Here is a 16,196-nt window from a genome sequence, read left to right on the forward strand (position 1 = left end):
TGACATGGTTGAATTAAATCAGGTTTGTTATCGAACAGTTCATTTACCAGAGCCATGGACTCTATCTGCTTATGAAAGTGTTGGTGGCTATAGTGCATGGCGTAAGATATTAAAAGAACAGACCTCCCCTCAATTAATAATTGATGAATTAAAAACTTCTGCGTTACGTGGACGCGGTGGCGCTGGGTTCCCTACAGGGCTGAAATGGAGTTTTATGAATCGTAATTCTCCAGTACAAAAATATGTAGTATGTAATTCAGATGAAGGTGAGCCTGGAACGTGTAAAGACAGAGAAATATTAAGTCTGAATCCTCACCAGCTTATTGAAGGTATGGCGATTGCTGGATACGTTATGGGGGCAACAGTCGGATATAACTACATTCGCGGCGAATTTTGGTTACCTTATGAGCGTACTGAGCATGCTTTAAAAGAAGCCTATGCTGCCGGATTACTCGGCAAAAATATTATGGGTACCGGTGTCGATTTTGATTTGTTCAACCATTTAGGTGCTGGTGCCTATATTTGTGGTGAAGAAACAGCGCTTCTAAATTCATTAGAAGGTAAAAAAGGACAACCACGATTTAAGCCCCCTTTCCCAGCAAACTATGGCTTATATGGCAAACCCACCACGATTAATAATACAGAAACGTTCGCATCCGTACCCGTAATTATGGAAAAAGGTGGCGAATGGTTCTTAAAACTGGGCAAACCGAATAATGGCGGAACTAAATGTTTTAGTGTCAGTGGCCATATAAACAAGCCAGGTAACTACGAAATTCCATTAGGAACGCCTTTTAAGACCCTTCTTGATTTGGCAGGCGGGGTTTTGGAAAATCGTAAAATCAAAGCGGTTATACCCGGTGGAACTTCCATGCCTGTGTTGCCCGGTGATGTAATGCTCGGGCTTGATATGGATTACGACAGTATTCAGAAAGCAGGTTCAGGACTTGGTTCTGGTGCAGTAATTATAATGGATGAAACAACCTGTATGGTAGATGCCCTATACCGAATTTCAGAATTCTATATGGATGAATCCTGTGGCCAGTGTACTCCCTGTCGTGAAGGTACGGGTTGGCTGGTCAGGCTTTTACATCGTATAAAACACGGACATGGCGAGCCGGGTGATGTGGAAAAACTCGTCAATGTTGCAAACAACATTGAAGGACGAACTATTTGCGCATTAGGTGAGGCTGCAGCCTGGCCAGTGCAAAGCTTTGTTAAACATTTCTATAATGAATTTGAATATTTCATTAAGCATAAACGCTCGATCGTTGCAGCATAATTGAGAAGGTTAGACCATGGCTACTATTGAAATTGACGGTAAAACATTTGAAGTAGAAAACGGTAAAATGATCATTGAAGTAGCAGATGAAGCGGGTATTTATATTCCTCGATTTTGCTACCATAAAAAACTGTCAGTAGCGGCTAATTGCCGTATGTGTTTGGTTGAAGTTGAAAATGGCAGAAAGCCAGTTCCTGCCTGTGCCACTCCGATTACCAATGGAATGAAAGTGTTCACAAAATCGGAACAGGCATTGCATTCACAAAAAGTAGTGATGGAGTTTTTATTAATAAACCATCCGTTGGATTGCCCGATTTGCGATCAGGGCGGTGAGTGCGAATTACAAGATATTTCAATGGGATTTGGTGAAGATCAGTCCGAATATACTGAGAGTAAGCGCGCAGTTGAAGATGATGATCTAGGCACTCTGATTTCGACTGAAATGACTCGGTGCATCCATTGTACTCGTTGCGTTCGATTTGGTGATGAAGTAGCTGGTGTCAGGGAATTGGGTGCTACGGGACGTGGCGAACACATGCAAATTGGTACCTATGTAAAGCATAGTATGACTTCAGAAGTCTCTGGAAATATTATTGATTTGTGCCCCGTCGGCGCTTTAACATCGAAACCTTATCGGTTTACTGCAAGAGCTTGGGAATTGACTCAGCACGATAGTGTTGCTCCACATGATTGTCTGGGATCAAATATCTATTTGCATACTCGAAACAATACCTTGATGCGCGCAGTACCTAAAGAAAATGAGCGAATTAATGAAACATGGTTATCTGATAGAGACAGATTCAGTTACCTGGGTTTAAAAAGCAAATCACGAGCCGGTAAACCTCAAATTAAGCGTAACGGTCAATGGGAAGTTGTTGATTGGGAAACCGCATTGAAATTTACTGCCGAAGGAATTAGTCGCGTAATTAAACAAAATGGCCCTGAACAAATGGCTGCCTTTGCATCCAGTTCTTCGACAGTTGAAGAAATGTATCTGTTGCAAAAATTAATGCGGGAACTTGGTGTGCATAATATTGATCACCGACTTCAACAGATAGATTTTAGAGATCAGGGTAATCTAACTACAACACCTAGCAGTTCAATTCCTTATGCTGATATTGAACATCAAAACTCCATCTTGCTTGTTGGATGCAATATTGATAGAGAAGTGCCCCTTGCAGGAGTGCGAGTAAGGAAGGCGTATCGAAATGGAGCTAAAATCCATGCGATTAATCCGGTTGATTTTGATTATCATTTTGAGCTTGATGGAAATACAGTTATTTCTCCATTAGAAATGCCAATGCAATTGGCCCGACTAGCGCTTGCTCTTGCGCAGAATGTAAATAGTCTACCTGAAGAAGTACAAAAACTGCTAATCGGTCTTGAAGCAGATCAATTTTCAAATAAAGTTGCTCGCTCATTAAAAGAAGAAAACGCGTGTATTATTACAGGTGCGATATGTGAGAATCATCCAGACGCATCAATTCTACGAACTTTGATTTCAGTGATCAAACAATTAAGTGGAGCGAAAGTACTCAGACTAACCAATGGTGCTAACTCTGCTGGAGCCTGTATAGCTGGAATGCTTCCTCACAGAACAGTAGCTGGAAAATCCATTGCCGAGCCTGGCTTGAATGTCCAAGACGCACTTAATGCCAAGTTGAAAGGCTACTTTTTAATGGCTGTAGAACCCGGTTTTGATTTCGCCAATCCATATGGGGCTAGACAATCAATGCTGGCTGCTGAGTTCGTAGTGATGTTGTCAGCATACCATCACGATTCTATGCTTGATTATGCCGATGTGATTTTACCAATAGCACCTTATGCTGAAACATCGGGAACTTATATTAATGTGGATAATACCTGGCAAACCGTAAAGGGCGCTTTAATACCTTTTGATGAGTCCCGTCCGGCCTGGAAGATAATTAGAGTTCTGGGTAACTTATTGCATTGTAAGGATTTTGAATATACATCTACTGAAGATATTTTATCAGAGGTTAAAGAGTGCGTAGCCATGACTATGGAGCATGAATACACTCCATACTATCCCGAGTCGCTTCCAGTTATGAACCAATCTCTTGTTCGAGTAGGTGAATGGCCACTCTATCGTATCGATGCAATAGTACGAAATGCAAAAGAGCTGCAATTATGTGCTGCTTCTGAAACAGCCTGTATAAGGATTAACCCTGCAACAGCAGATAGATTGAAATTAGACGAGATTGCTACTGTATCTCAGGGAGATATTGAGATAACATTGCCGCTTAAACGTGATGAGCGCATTGCGGCAGATGTTGTATGGGTAGCAAACGCGATGCCTGAGACAGTTGATTTGGGTCATTCATTTGCTGCAATAACTATTAAGCGCTAGATAGGTAATAAAATGCTTCAAAATATTAGCATATTAATTTGGATCATCATTAAAATACTGGTAATAGTAGTACCGTTACTGCTATGTGTTGCTTATCTGACTTATGCAGAGCGTAAGGTTATTGGATACATTCAAGTACGAATTGGACCAAACAGAGTCGGAATAAAGGGTTTATTACAGCCCTTTGCAGACTTGATTAAGTTGATTACCAAAGAAATCATTGTTCCAACGAAATCAAATAAATATTTATTTATTATTGCCCCGCTTTTTGCGCTGGCACCTTCTCTCGCTGGCTGGGCAGTTATACCCTTTCAGGAAGGTATTGTCCTGGCAAATATTAATGCCGGTGTTTTGTATCTGTTCGCAATGAGTTCTCTGGGTGTTTATGGGGTTCTAATTGCCGGATGGGGTTCGAATTCAAAATATGCCATGTTCGGTGCTTTAAGAAGTACTGCGCAAACCGTATCGTATGAAATCGCAATGGGTTTTGCCTTTGTCGGCGTTTTGCTGGCTGCAGGCAGTATGAATATTACTGATATCGTTCTCTCTCAAAAGGGTGGAATTCTGCATTGGTGGTTTGTTCCACTTTTACCTTTGTTTATAGTGTTTTGGATAGCGGGTATTGCGGAAACGAATAGAGCTCCATTTGATCTGGCAGAAGGTGAGTCTGAAATTGTTGCCGGATTCCATGTGGAATATTCTGGAATTGGATTCGCAATCTTTTTCCTTTCTGAATACGCCAGCATGATATTAATTTCTACCGTTATGGCTCTTTTATTCATGGGTGGATGGATGTCACCTTTTGAAGGAATTTCATTTCTGGATGAAATATTTTATGTGGTACCTGGTTTTGTCTGGTTATTATTAAAAATAAGTTTCTTCCTTTTTGTTTATTTATGGATTAGAGCAACGTTTCCTCGTTATCGGTACGATCAGCTCATGCGTTTAGGATGGAAAGTACTCATCCCTGTCACCATAGTTTGGGTCATAGTTACAGCATTAATGGTTGTTACTCACTTCAAACCTTGGTTTTAATGGTTAATAGAGAAGCCGATGAAAAAAGCATATCAATATATAAGACATTATGTACGCAGTTTTCTTCTGTTGGAACTTTTATCAGGTTTAAAGTTAACAGGGAAATATTTTTTCAAGAAAAAAGCGACTATTCAGTTTCCTGAAGAATTCACGCCTATCTCACCTCGATTCAGAGGTGTACTGGCACTGCGTCGCTATCCAAATGGCGAAGAACGATGTATAGCCTGTAAATTGTGTGAAGCGGTATGTCCCGCATTAGCAATTACTATCGAGTCAGAACAACGCGAGGACGGTTCCCGTCGAACCACTCGTTATGACATAGATATGTTTAAATGCATCAATTGTGGACTATGTGAAGAATCATGTCCTGTTGACTCAATTGTGGTGACTCCGATTCATCATTATCACATTAGTGAGCGTGGCCAGAACATTATGACTAAAGAAAAGTTATTGGCATTGGGTGATTTAATGGAACCGAAACTTGCGGCAGATCGTACTGCTGATGAAAAGTACCGATAACGGGGTGATATATGAATGAATTATTACTGCAAGTAATTTTTTATATTTTTGCTGCTCTAGCAGTAGGTTCTGCACTAATGGTAATCAGCCAGAATAATCCGGTGCGTTGTGTATTATTTCTGGTATTAACCTTTTTTGCCAGCTCAGTTCTTTGGATACTAATGCAAGCTGAATTTCTTGCCCTGATTTTGGTGCTTGTTTATGTAGGCGCAGTAATGACCTTGTTTTTATTCGTAGTAATGATGCTTAATATTGATGTTGAAAGTATGACAAGTCATTTTATGCGCTATTTACCATTTGGGTTAATTATAGTTGCACTATTGGTAGGTATACTTCTGGTTGCTGTACCAACAGATTCCTTTAAATCCAATATTCAGATACAACAGGAAGTAACAGTAGATGGATCTCAATTAATTGGTACTCCGGTTCAAGATAATACCATAACGCCACAAAGTGAAGTATCTAACACTGAAGCTCTTGGTTTGGTATTGTATACTGATTATTTTCTGGCTTTTGAATTGGCCGCTGTATTACTTTTAGTGGCTATTGTCTCAGCAATAACATTAGTACATAGATCAACAGTTCGATCTAAAAAACAAAATATTACACAACAGATTATGACTCGAAGAAATGATCGAGTTAAATTAGTCAGTATGAAATCAGAGAAATAAAATTGGGGAATTCTTTATGATACCGGTTATTGATTATCTGATATTAGGTGCGATTTTATTTGGTTTAAGCCTTGTTGGCATTATGCTAAATCGTAAAAATATCATTTTGCTTCTTGTATGCGTTGAATTAATGTTGTTGGCTGTTAATACCAATTTTGTTGCATTTTCTCATTATTACAATGAACTTGGCGGTCAGGTTTTTGTCTTCTTTATTTTAACAGTAGCTGCCGCAGAAGCAGCGATTGGTTTGGCCATAGTTATGTTGCTGTATAGAAATCGTGGCAATATAGACGTAGATAAGATGAATCATTTAAAAGGTTAACATTGTGAGTATACAACAACTTTGTCTAATAATTGTTTTAGCTCCTCTGGCAGGATCAGTTATTGCCGGATTTTTTCGTAATCAAATTGGTAGAGTCGGTGCCCAGAGCGTCACAATCCTGGGTGTTTCTATCTCGTTTATACTATCAATCTATTTAGCTTGGGGGATTTTTTCCGGATTTATCCCAACAACGAATACTGTACTCTATAATTGGGCCAGCGGTGGCTTACTATTGCCCTATGAGTTCAATATTGGTTTTCTGATTGATCCTTTAAGTGTGGTCATGCTGGTAATCGTTAATTTTGTTTCTTTATTGGTCCATATATACAGTATCGGTTATATGGCTGACGATGATGGCTATCAACGGTTTTTTAGCTACATTTCATTATTTACATTCATGATGTTAATGCTGGTTTCGTCAAACAACTTTTTACAATTGTTCTTTGGTTGGGAAGGGGTTGGGCTAGTATCTTATTTATTGATTGGTTTCTGGTATCAGAAGGAATCCGCGCTTGAAGGAAGTCTTAAAGCTTTTCTGGTCAATAGAGTAGGTGACTTTGGCTTTGTTTTGGGCATAGCACTTATTTTTGCCTACACAGGAAGTCTAGACTACGAAACAGTGTTTAAAAGCGCCAGCTATCTGGCTAGCCAAAATATTCAGTTATTCAGTGGACACAACTGGTCATTAATAACCGTTATTTGTATCTTACTTTATGTCGGGGCAATGGGTAAATCAGCTCAGGTTCCTCTTCATGTTTGGTTACCCGAATCGATGGAAGGCCCAACGCCTATTTCAGCTCTGATCCATGCTGCAACGATGGTTACTGCCGGTGTATTTATGGTTGCTCGCGTTTCTCCTTTGATGGAACTATCAACTACTGCACTTAGTGTGATACTGGTCATTGGCGCTACCGGAGCCTTATTTACCGGAATTCTGGCTTTGGTGATGAATGATATAAAACGGGTTGTAGCCTATTCGACCTTATCTCAATTGGGCTATATGATGGTTGCTATGGGTGTGTCCGCTTATAGTGCCGGAATGTTTCATTTGCTCACCCATGCGTGTTTTAAAGCACTGCTATTCCTGGGAGCTGGTTCTGTAATCATAGGTATGCATCATGAGCAGGATATGCGTAAAATGGGTGGTTTATGGAATAAGATGCCTATTACCTATGTTACTTTTGTAATAGGGAGCTTGGCACTTTGTGCGTTCCCTCCTTTTTCCGGTTTTTACTCAAAAGATACGATTATCGAAGCGGCTCAACTCTCACAAATACCTGGAAGTAGCTATGCCTATTTTTGTGTCACAGTTGGCGCAATGGTTACAGCACTGTATACTTTTAGATCACTCTTTATGACCTTCCATGGAAAGCCAAGGATGGATGCTCATACCTTGAGTCATGTTCATGAATCACCCTGGGTTGTTTGGTTGCCGCTGGTTCTATTGGCCATCCCATCTATTATTCTAGGTTATATTTTATATATGCCTATGCTATTCGATCACCCTACATTATTAAGCTCATCCATATTCACTTTACCGGAACATGATGTGTTGGCTGAATTGGGAAGAGAAGTGACCTCTCCGTTTGAAAGTGCCATTCATTCTGTTCATTCATTAACGCTCTGGATAACAGTGGCAGGTGCTCTGATTGCCTGGATTTGCTATGTAGCTGTTCCATCAATTCCAGGGTATTTCTCACGCCATTTATCCTTGATATACACCATATTAATTAATAAATATGGATTTGACCGGTTTAATGACTTCTTTTTTGTTAAAGGATCAAAAGGGCTGGGACGCTTGCTTTACACTGTTGGCGATCAGAAATTGATTGATGGCCTGGTTGTAAATGGTAGTGGTCGCTTTGTTCGATGGTGCTCAGCTAAAGGACGTGCGATTCAAAGTGGTTATCTATATCATTACGCAACAGTTATGGTATTTGGGTTATTAGGTTTTCTATGCTGGTTGATACTCGGCTAAAGAGAAGTTAAACACTGAAGGTATATTAGATTTAATATCCAGAGTTGGTTTACCTCGATAGCGGTAAAACAATATTTATCCAGCTAAATGGAAACACTGATTGTATCTCTTAGGTCATACGTGATTAGGTTTCTTAGCTAAATGACAGTGAAGATAAGGTGAAGGTATGCATCATTTGCTTAATTTATTAATTTGGTTGCCTATATTAGGCGGAGTTTTTGTTCTCCTTACTGGCGACGATAGCAATCCTAATGTTGCTCGTTATTTATCACTTTTTACGGTGATATTATGTCTGATACTATGCGTGCCTCTGGTTTCTGGATTTGATCTTCAAACTTTCAGTATGCAATTCATTGAAGAGATATCATGGATGCCTGCTCTGGGGATTAACTACAGTCTTGGGATTGATGGCCTATCTTTGTTATTAATTGTCTTAAGTATCTTTACTAATCTTATCGTTATTCTGGCAACATGGGACAGCATTAATAAAAGAGTAGCGCAGTATATGTCTGCATTTCTAATTATGCAGGGATTACTGGTTGGCGTATTTTCAGCTATGGATTCGATACTGTTTTATATTTTCTGGGAAGCAACACTGATCCCTATGTACCTAATCATCGGGATTTGGGGTTCCGAAAATCGAGTTTATGCAGCGATTAAATTTTTCCTTTATACGTTCCTCGGTTCCGTTTTAATGCTGGCTAGCTTTTTGTATATGGGCTACATCTCCGGTTCATTTAAAATAGAAACATTTTATGCCATCAAACTCTCAATGACAGCACAAACATTAATTTTCATTGCATTCTTTCTTGGTTTCGCAATCAAAATACCAATGTTCCCTGTACATACCTGGTTGCCTGATGCACATACTGAAGCACCTGCGGGTGGATCGGTTATTCTTGCAGCAATTCTTTTAAAGCTGGGTGCGTATGGATTCATCAGGTTTTCTTTACCTATAGTACCGGATGCCTGCAGTAAATATGCAACATTAATGGTTGCACTGTCTTTAATAGCCGTTGTTTATATAGGATTGGTTGCCATCATTCAAAAAGATATGAAGCGACTGATTGCTTATTCGTCAATCTCACATATGGGCTTTGTAACTTTGGGTTGTTTTGCCATATTTGCCATTGCTAATAGCTCTGGATTAAGTAGTGCTGGCTTGGTATTGGAGGGGGCCATTGTAGTCATGATCTCTCATGCTTTTGTTTCCAGTGCAATGTTTGCCGGCGTAGGATTTATTTATGATCGAATGCACACACGAAGCTTGGCTGATTTCGGTGGTATTGTGAATACCATGCCAATTTTTGCATCATTTTTCATGCTCTTTGCGATGGCAAATGCCGGATTGCCTGGTACTTCAGGCTTTGTTGGCGAATTCATGGTTATCCTTGGCAGTATAAAAGCAGGATTCTGGGTTGCTTTTTGGGCTGCTACAACTCTTATTATTGGAGCTGCTTATACTCTATGGATGTATAAAAGAGTGATTTTTGGTCCCGTAGCTAATGAAAAGGTTGCTGCGTTAAAAGATCTATCGGGTTTCGAGTTAAGCGCTTATGTATTACTTGCTTTGATGGTTATCGCAATGGGTGTATATCCTAAACCCATGTTGGAATATGTCCATCAAACAGTCAGTCATACATTGGCATTAGCTGATAAATCAAAATTGTAACAATGCAAGGTTAATCAATATGATAGCAATACTTGAAAATATCCATGTAGCACTTCCTGAACTGATCGTGTTGGTCACCGCATGCCTTGCTTTGCTTGCTGATTTATTTGTGCGCCACAAACACTCAGACATTGCATTTTATATAGCATGCGCCGGATTAATATTATCAGCTTGCGTGAGTTTTTTATATATAGGCAGTTTTAAGTTATTGATATTTAATAACTTGTTTATCAGTGATGATGTAGGTCACCTGATGAAATTATTTATATACATTACTGTACTATTAAGTTTTATCTATTCTAGAAGTTATGTAGATGAAAGGAAGATACCCTCAGGTGATTATTATATCTTGGGTCTCTTTTCAACACTTGGTATGATGATTCTGGTATCGGCACACTCATTGTTAACCATTTATCTTGGACTTGAATTAATGTCATTGCCACTGTATGCCATGACTGCTATCAGACGCACCAACAGCGATGCCTCTGAAGCTGCTATGAAATACTTCGTTATGGGGGCAATCGCATCCGGAATGTTGCTGTATGGTATTTCATTGGTGTATGGAGCAACAGGAAAATTGGATTTATTAGATGTTGCTAATGCTGTTGCCGCAAACTGGCAACATCAAAATACAATACTGGCCTTTGCTGTTGTCTTTATTATGGCCGGTGTAGGATTTAAATTAGCAGCAGTACCATTTCATATGTGGGCACCTGATGTCTATCAGGGTGCGCCAAGTTCGGTTACTTTATTAATAAGTACAGCACCTAAAATAGCCGCATTAGGAATGGCATTCAGACTACTTACAATTGGACTAGTAGATATTACGGTTCAATGGCAACAAATTATTCTGGTTATGTCATTGTTATCCGCTGGTTTGGGGAACTTATTCGCGGTAATCCAAACCAGTATTAAACGTTTGTTTGCTTATTCTGCTATTTCACACGTTGGGTACGCATTATTTGGTATATTAGCCGCAACTTCGGCTGGTTATTCCGCCGCCTTGTACTACATCCTTGTCTATTCATTAATGTCTGCAGCTGCATTTGGTTTAGTTGTATTGATGTCGAGGCAGGGAATGGAAATTGATAGTATTGAGGATTTAAAAGGATTGAATAAACGGAATCCATGGTTGGCATTTATGATGTTAATCGTCATGTTTTCTATGGCAGGAGTTCCTCCAACAGTTGGATTTTTTACAAAATTGTTAGTCCTTAAAGCGCTGGTAGATGTTCAATTAACCTGGGTTGCTATTCTTGGTTTACTGTTTACAGTTATAGGCGCTTATTATTATCTGCGCATCGTTAAAATCATGTATTTTGATCAACCCGTACATACAGATAAAGTAACATTCAGCAAGACAAATACGGTGATATATTCACTAAATTGCCTATCTTTGCTGTATCTGGGTATTTTCCCTGGTGCCTTGATAGCCGCATGTATTAATGCTTTTGTTAATTAATTTGTTAACTTTAGCGAAAGTACTTGCTAAGGAACCCAAGTCACAGTATACTTGGCCTCAGTTGACGCGGGGTGGAGCAGCCTGGTAGCTCGTCGGGCTCATAACCCGAAGGTCGTAGGTTCAAATCCTGCCCCCGCTACCACTTTATTAGAACCCCATTTATGGGGTTTTTTATTATGTTTAATAGGGTACTGTGCGAATCTAAGTCATTTTACAGACTTGGGCGTGTGCGCCCTTTTTTTGTTTGTAAATACTATGATGCAAAATGAACTGGTACAATTACTGGCACCAACAGTCAGTGCTATGGGATACGAACTTTGGGGGTGTGAATACCTTTCTCAGGGTAAGCATTCACTATTAAGAATTTATATAGATAAACCTGATGGCATTGGGATTGAGGATTGCCAGGAAGTCAGCAAACAAATTAGTGCGCTGCTTGATGTTGAAGATCCTATTCCTGGAAATTATAGTTTGGAAATATCATCTCCAGGGATTCCCAGACCCTTGTTCAGTGATTGGCAGTATCAACGTTATGTAGGACAACCTGTTCAGGTGAAAACATTTAAGCCGGTAAATGGGAAACGCAAGTTGTTAGGAACTATTGTCTCCTCATCAGAGAGTGCAGTAGTACTGGATATTAACAACGAACATCATGAAATACTTTTTTCAAATATTGTGAAAGCATATTTGACAGTCTAGAGAGGCGAACAATGAGCAAAGAATTGTTATTAGTTGCTGAGGCGTTATCAAACGAAAGAGGCGTTAGTAAAGAGGTTATTATACTTGCCATTCAGGCCGCATTGGAGTCTGCTACTCGGAAAATCTTTGGATTGGATATAGGCGTTCGTATTAAGCTGGATCCACGAACCGGTGAGTATGAAACGTTTAGATATTGGGATGTTGTTGACGAAAATGAATTAGAATATCCAGATCATCAGTTAACACTGGAACAAGCGAAAGAGCGTAATCCTAATGCTACGATTGGTACACGGATTGAAGAGTTAATCCCTTCAATTGAGTTCGGACGAATTGAAGCACAAACTGCACGTCAAGTCATAATGCAGAAGGTAAGAGAAGCTGAGCGTGAACTGGTTATTGACCAATTTCGTAGTAAATTAGGTCAATTGGTTTATGGAACTGTAAAGAAAGTTACTCGCGATAATATTATTATTGATTTAGGCGGTAAGGCAGAAGCATTTTTGCCACGATCTGAAATGTTACCTCATGAAATGTTTAGACCCAATGACCGTGTTCGTGCTTATTTATATGAAATTACACCTCAAGCTCGCGGCCCACAATTATTTGTAAGTCGTACTCGTAATGAAATGTTGGTCGAATTGTTCCGCATTGAAGTGCCCGAGATTGGTGAGAATATTATTGATGTGAAAGCTGCTGCGCGAGATCCTGGAAATCGAGCTAAAATTGCAGTTAAAACAAATGATGGTCGTATCGATCCGATTGGCGCATGCGTAGGTATGCGTGGTGCTCGTGTTCAGGCCGTATCCAGTGAGTTAGGCGGAGAACGCGTTGATATTATTTTATGGGATGATAATCCAGCCCAGCTTGTAATAAATGCGATGGCACCAGCTGATATATCTTCAATAGTTGTCGATGAAGACAGTCATACTATGGATTTGGCAGTTGAAAAAGATCAATTGTCACAAGCAATTGGACGAAATGGCCAAAATGTCCGGTTAGCCAGTCAATTGACCGGTTGGACTTTAAATGTCATGACTACTGATGAGTTTGAAAATAAAAATCAAGAAGAATCCAGTAAAATTGTAAAACTCTTTACTTCTGCTTTGGAAATAGATGATGAAATTGCAGCACTTCTGGTAGCACATGGATTTTCTTCTCTCGAAGAAGTGGCCTATGTACCTAAAGATGAATTATTGGCCATTGAAGAGTTTGATGAGGAAATAGTAGAAGAATTAAGAAACAGAGCGAACGATACGTTACTTACTATGGCTCTTGTTTCGGGTAAAGGTCTTGCAGGATCTCCTGATGATTCACTACTCTCTATGGATGGTATGACGGAAGAATTGGCGAACAAATTGGCAAGTAAAGGCATTACTTCGATGGAAGATCTTGCGGAGCAATCAGTAGATGAACTGTTAGAAATTGAAGGCATCAGCGAAGATCAGGCTGGTGCATTAATTATGAAAGCCAGAGAACCATGGTTTCAATAAATACATGGCTTTTGGAAAATAAATACACCAATTTGGTGCGAGAAGTATTAGAATATTTGCAGTTATATTAGAACTGCTGAAAGGGGATTAAAATATGGCGGATGTGACGGTTAAACAATTAGCTCAAGTCGTTGGTATTCCGGTTGAACGCTTATTGAACCAGTTACAGGAAGCAGGGTTATCTTTTAACGATGATCAACAAACTGTGAATGAAGATCAAAAGCGAATTTTACTCAATCATTTAAAGGGTAGTTCTGCGCGTGATACCAGTGCTGCACCTGAAAGAATAACCTTAAGACGTAAAAGTTTAACCCAAGTTACTGTTGGCCATGATGCTCACAGTGGAAAGACCGTGAACATTGAAGTTCGCAAAAAGAAGACTTTTGTAAAACGCAGCAGCATTGTAGAGCAGCCAGAAGTTGAAGAATCAGTTCAGGAACCTGAAGTTCATGCATCTGAAGTCGAGCAGCTCATTAGTGCAGAGCCTGCTGAACACCCAATAGCTGATAACGAAGAATCTGTTGAGTCCAATGAGCCTGTTGCAGAAACTCAAACAGAGCTGTCTGATACTGTGACTGAAGCCGTAACAGAGTCGTTACCAGAATCTATCGATCCTTTGGAGCAATTTGCTGCTGAAGTTCTTGATTTGGACAAAATCCCTGAGGTAGCACCTATAGCTGCTAAAAAGGAAGAGCCTAAATTAGAAAAACCAGGCAAAAAGAAACATGCTGAGCTGGCTAATCCAGAGTCAGAGTCTGCTGAGTTCAAAAAAGCGAAGAAAAAACCAAAATACCAGACTTTCGATCGTGAAGATGATGAACAAGACGCGCATCGACGAGGCGGACGAAACAAATTTAAAAAGCGTAAGGGTTCTGAAAAGTCTGAAAAATACAGAGAAGCTGAAGAATCTTTAACTCATGGATTTGCTCTCCCCACCACACCTATGATTCGAGACGTGCTGATTCCAGAGACTATTACTGTAGGAGAACTGGCCAAACGTATGTCAGTTAAAGTCGCTGAAGTAATTAAAGTCATGATGACCCTGGGTGCAATGGCAACCATTAACCAGGTAATTGACCAGGAAACTGCAGTTATCGTAGTAGAGGAAATGGGTCATAAAGCAGTAGTCATTAAAGAAGATGCTATTGAAGTAGGTTTGGGTGAAGCAATATCCAAAGGAAGTACCACTGAATCCAGAGCGCCAGTCGTAACGATTATGGGGCATGTTGACCACGGTAAAACTTCTTTACTTGACTATATTCGACGTACAAAAGTTGCTGCTGGAGAAGCTGGTGGTATTACGCAGCATATTGGCGCATATCATGTCAGTACTCCTAAAGGTGATGTTACCTTTTTGGATACCCCTGGACATGCTGCATTTACTGCAATGCGAGCTCGCGGGGCTCAGGCAACAGATATCGTTGTTTTGATAGTCGCTGCAGATGATGGTGCGAAACCACAGACTATTGAGGCAATACAACATGCCAAAGCAGCTAAAGTCCCAATTATTGTTGCTATCAATAAAATGGATAAGCCAGATGCAGATCCTGAAAAAGTAATGAATGAACTGGCAGTGCATGAAGTAATACCTGAAGCATGGGGTGGTGAAACCATGTTTGTTAATATTTCCGCAAAAACAGGTATGGGCGTTGACGATTTGCTTGACGCAATTCTATTACAATCAGAAGTCCTTGAGCTTACTGCATTAACAGATGGTGCCGCTAAGGGTGTTGTTATCGAATCCCGCCTTGATAAAGGACGAGGCCCTGTAGCGACGGTATTGGTTCAAAGTGGTACTCTACATAAAGGTGATATTCTATTAGCAGGTTTCCAATATGGTCGTGTTCGTGCTTTGGTTGGCGATAATGGCGATATGGTTGACAGCGCTGGTCCTTCCATCCCTGTCGAGGTTTTAGGATTGTCAGCAATTCCGCATGCTGGAGATGAGGCCGTTGTAGTTCCTGATGAGAAAAAGGCTCGAGAAGTTGCCCTATTCCGTCAAGGCAAATTCCGTGATGTTAAATTGGCTCGACGTCAAAAATCTTCGATAGAAGGCATTATGGAAAACATGACTGCAACTGAATCCAAAGTTTTAAATATAGTGTTAAAAGCCGATGTACAGGGTTCTATAGAAGCTATCTCTGATGCCCTGGTTAAATTATCTAATGATGAAGTAAAAGTAGAAGTTATTTCCAATGGTGTGGGTGGAATAACAGAGTCTGATGTCCATTTGGCTATTGCTTCAAATGCAATTCTAATTGGTTTTAACGTCAGAGCGGATGCCAGTGCCAAACGGTTAGCTGAGCAAGAGTCTGTTGCACTTCACTATTATAGTGTCATTTATGACATTGTTGACCAAATCAAGGGTGCTTTAACCGGTATGTTAGCTCCTCAATTTAAAGAGGAAATCATTGGTATCGCTGAAGTTAGAGATGTATTTAAATCACCTAAAATTGGCGCAATTGCTGGTTGTATGGTCACTGAAGGTTCTATCAAACGAAATAATCCAATTCGTGTACTAAGGTCAAACGTTGTGATCTATGAAGGAACTCTTGAGTCTCTCAGACGTTTTAAAGATGATGTTGTTGAGGTACGTCAAGGTTTTGAATGCGGAATTGGTGTGAAAAACTACAATGATGTGAAGCCTGGTGATCTTATTGAAGTGTATGAAACAGTTGAAATTAAGCGTGATCTATAA

The 16,196-nt window shown here is 40.0% G+C and carries 11 protein-coding genes, 1 tRNA gene and 2 pseudogenes; all 14 read left to right on the forward strand.

What is annotated here, in order from left to right; all coding sequences use genetic code 11:
- Positions 1–4: 4 nt before the first annotated feature.
- Positions 5–1,282 carry an NADH-quinone oxidoreductase subunit NuoF gene (gene nuoF, locus IZU94_RS17870; protein ID WP_203113800.1) on the forward strand — a complete coding sequence of 426 codons (1,278 nt, stop codon included), beginning with the start codon at positions 5–7 and terminating at the stop codon, positions 1,280–1,282.
- A gap of 16 nt (positions 1,283–1,298) precedes the next feature.
- Entirely contained in the window at positions 1,299–3,650 is a 2,352-nt protein-coding gene (gene nuoG / locus IZU94_RS17875; protein ID WP_203113801.1) for an NADH-quinone oxidoreductase subunit NuoG, read from the forward strand.
- A 12-nt stretch (positions 3,651–3,662) separates the two neighbouring features.
- Positions 3,663–4,685 (forward strand): NADH-quinone oxidoreductase subunit NuoH, encoded by a 1,023-nt coding sequence (gene nuoH, locus IZU94_RS17880; RefSeq protein ID WP_203113802.1) that lies wholly within the window; start codon positions 3,663–3,665, stop codon positions 4,683–4,685.
- An 18-nt stretch (positions 4,686–4,703) separates the two neighbouring features.
- Positions 4,704–5,204, forward strand: coding sequence for an NADH-quinone oxidoreductase subunit NuoI (gene nuoI, locus IZU94_RS17885; RefSeq protein ID WP_058473814.1), 501 nt, complete (start codon positions 4,704–4,706; stop codon positions 5,202–5,204).
- An 11-nt stretch (positions 5,205–5,215) separates the two neighbouring features.
- Positions 5,216–5,875 (forward strand): NADH-quinone oxidoreductase subunit J, encoded by a 660-nt coding sequence (locus tag IZU94_RS17890; RefSeq protein WP_203113803.1) that lies wholly within the window; start codon positions 5,216–5,218, stop codon positions 5,873–5,875.
- A 16-nt stretch (positions 5,876–5,891) separates the two neighbouring features.
- Complete coding sequence (gene nuoK, locus IZU94_RS17895) at positions 5,892–6,197, forward strand: NADH-quinone oxidoreductase subunit NuoK (RefSeq protein ID WP_058473812.1); 306 nt, start codon at positions 5,892–5,894, stop codon at positions 6,195–6,197.
- Between the two features lie 4 nt (positions 6,198–6,201).
- Positions 6,202–8,175 (forward strand): NADH-quinone oxidoreductase subunit L, encoded by a 1,974-nt coding sequence (gene nuoL / locus IZU94_RS17900; RefSeq protein WP_203113804.1) that lies wholly within the window; start codon positions 6,202–6,204, stop codon positions 8,173–8,175.
- A gap of 166 nt (positions 8,176–8,341) precedes the next feature.
- Positions 8,342–9,847 carry a complex I subunit 4 family protein gene (locus IZU94_RS17905; RefSeq protein WP_203113805.1) on the forward strand — a complete coding sequence of 502 codons (1,506 nt, stop codon included), beginning with the start codon at positions 8,342–8,344 and terminating at the stop codon, positions 9,845–9,847.
- A 19-nt stretch (positions 9,848–9,866) separates the two neighbouring features.
- Positions 9,867–11,309: an NADH-quinone oxidoreductase subunit NuoN gene (nuoN, locus tag IZU94_RS17910; RefSeq protein ID WP_203113806.1), complete on the forward strand. Its 1,443-nt coding sequence runs from the start codon at positions 9,867–9,869 to the stop codon at positions 11,307–11,309.
- Positions 11,310–11,374: 65 nt separating this feature from the next.
- Positions 11,375–11,451: transfer RNA gene (locus IZU94_RS17915), tRNA-Met, on the forward strand.
- A 113-nt stretch (positions 11,452–11,564) separates the two neighbouring features.
- Positions 11,565–12,008, forward strand: a complete 444-nt coding sequence (gene rimP / locus IZU94_RS17920; RefSeq protein ID WP_203113807.1) for a ribosome maturation factor RimP — start codon at positions 11,565–11,567, stop codon at positions 12,006–12,008.
- 11 nt (positions 12,009–12,019) lie between these two features.
- A complete protein-coding gene (nusA, locus tag IZU94_RS17925; RefSeq protein ID WP_203113808.1) occupies positions 12,020–13,498 on the forward strand; it encodes a transcription termination factor NusA in 1,479 nt (492 codons plus the stop codon).
- A 94-nt stretch (positions 13,499–13,592) separates the two neighbouring features.
- A pseudogene (locus IZU94_RS18535) lies at positions 13,593–13,941 on the forward strand (translation initiation factor IF-2 associated domain-containing protein); the annotation flags it as partial.
- Positions 13,942–14,177: 236 nt separating this feature from the next.
- Positions 14,178–16,196: pseudogene (gene infB, locus IZU94_RS17930) on the forward strand (translation initiation factor IF-2); the annotation flags it as partial.

The sequence above is a fragment of the Legionella bononiensis genome, assembly GCF_016786215.1.
Classification (GTDB): domain Bacteria; phylum Pseudomonadota; class Gammaproteobacteria; order Legionellales; family Legionellaceae; genus Legionella; species Legionella bononiensis.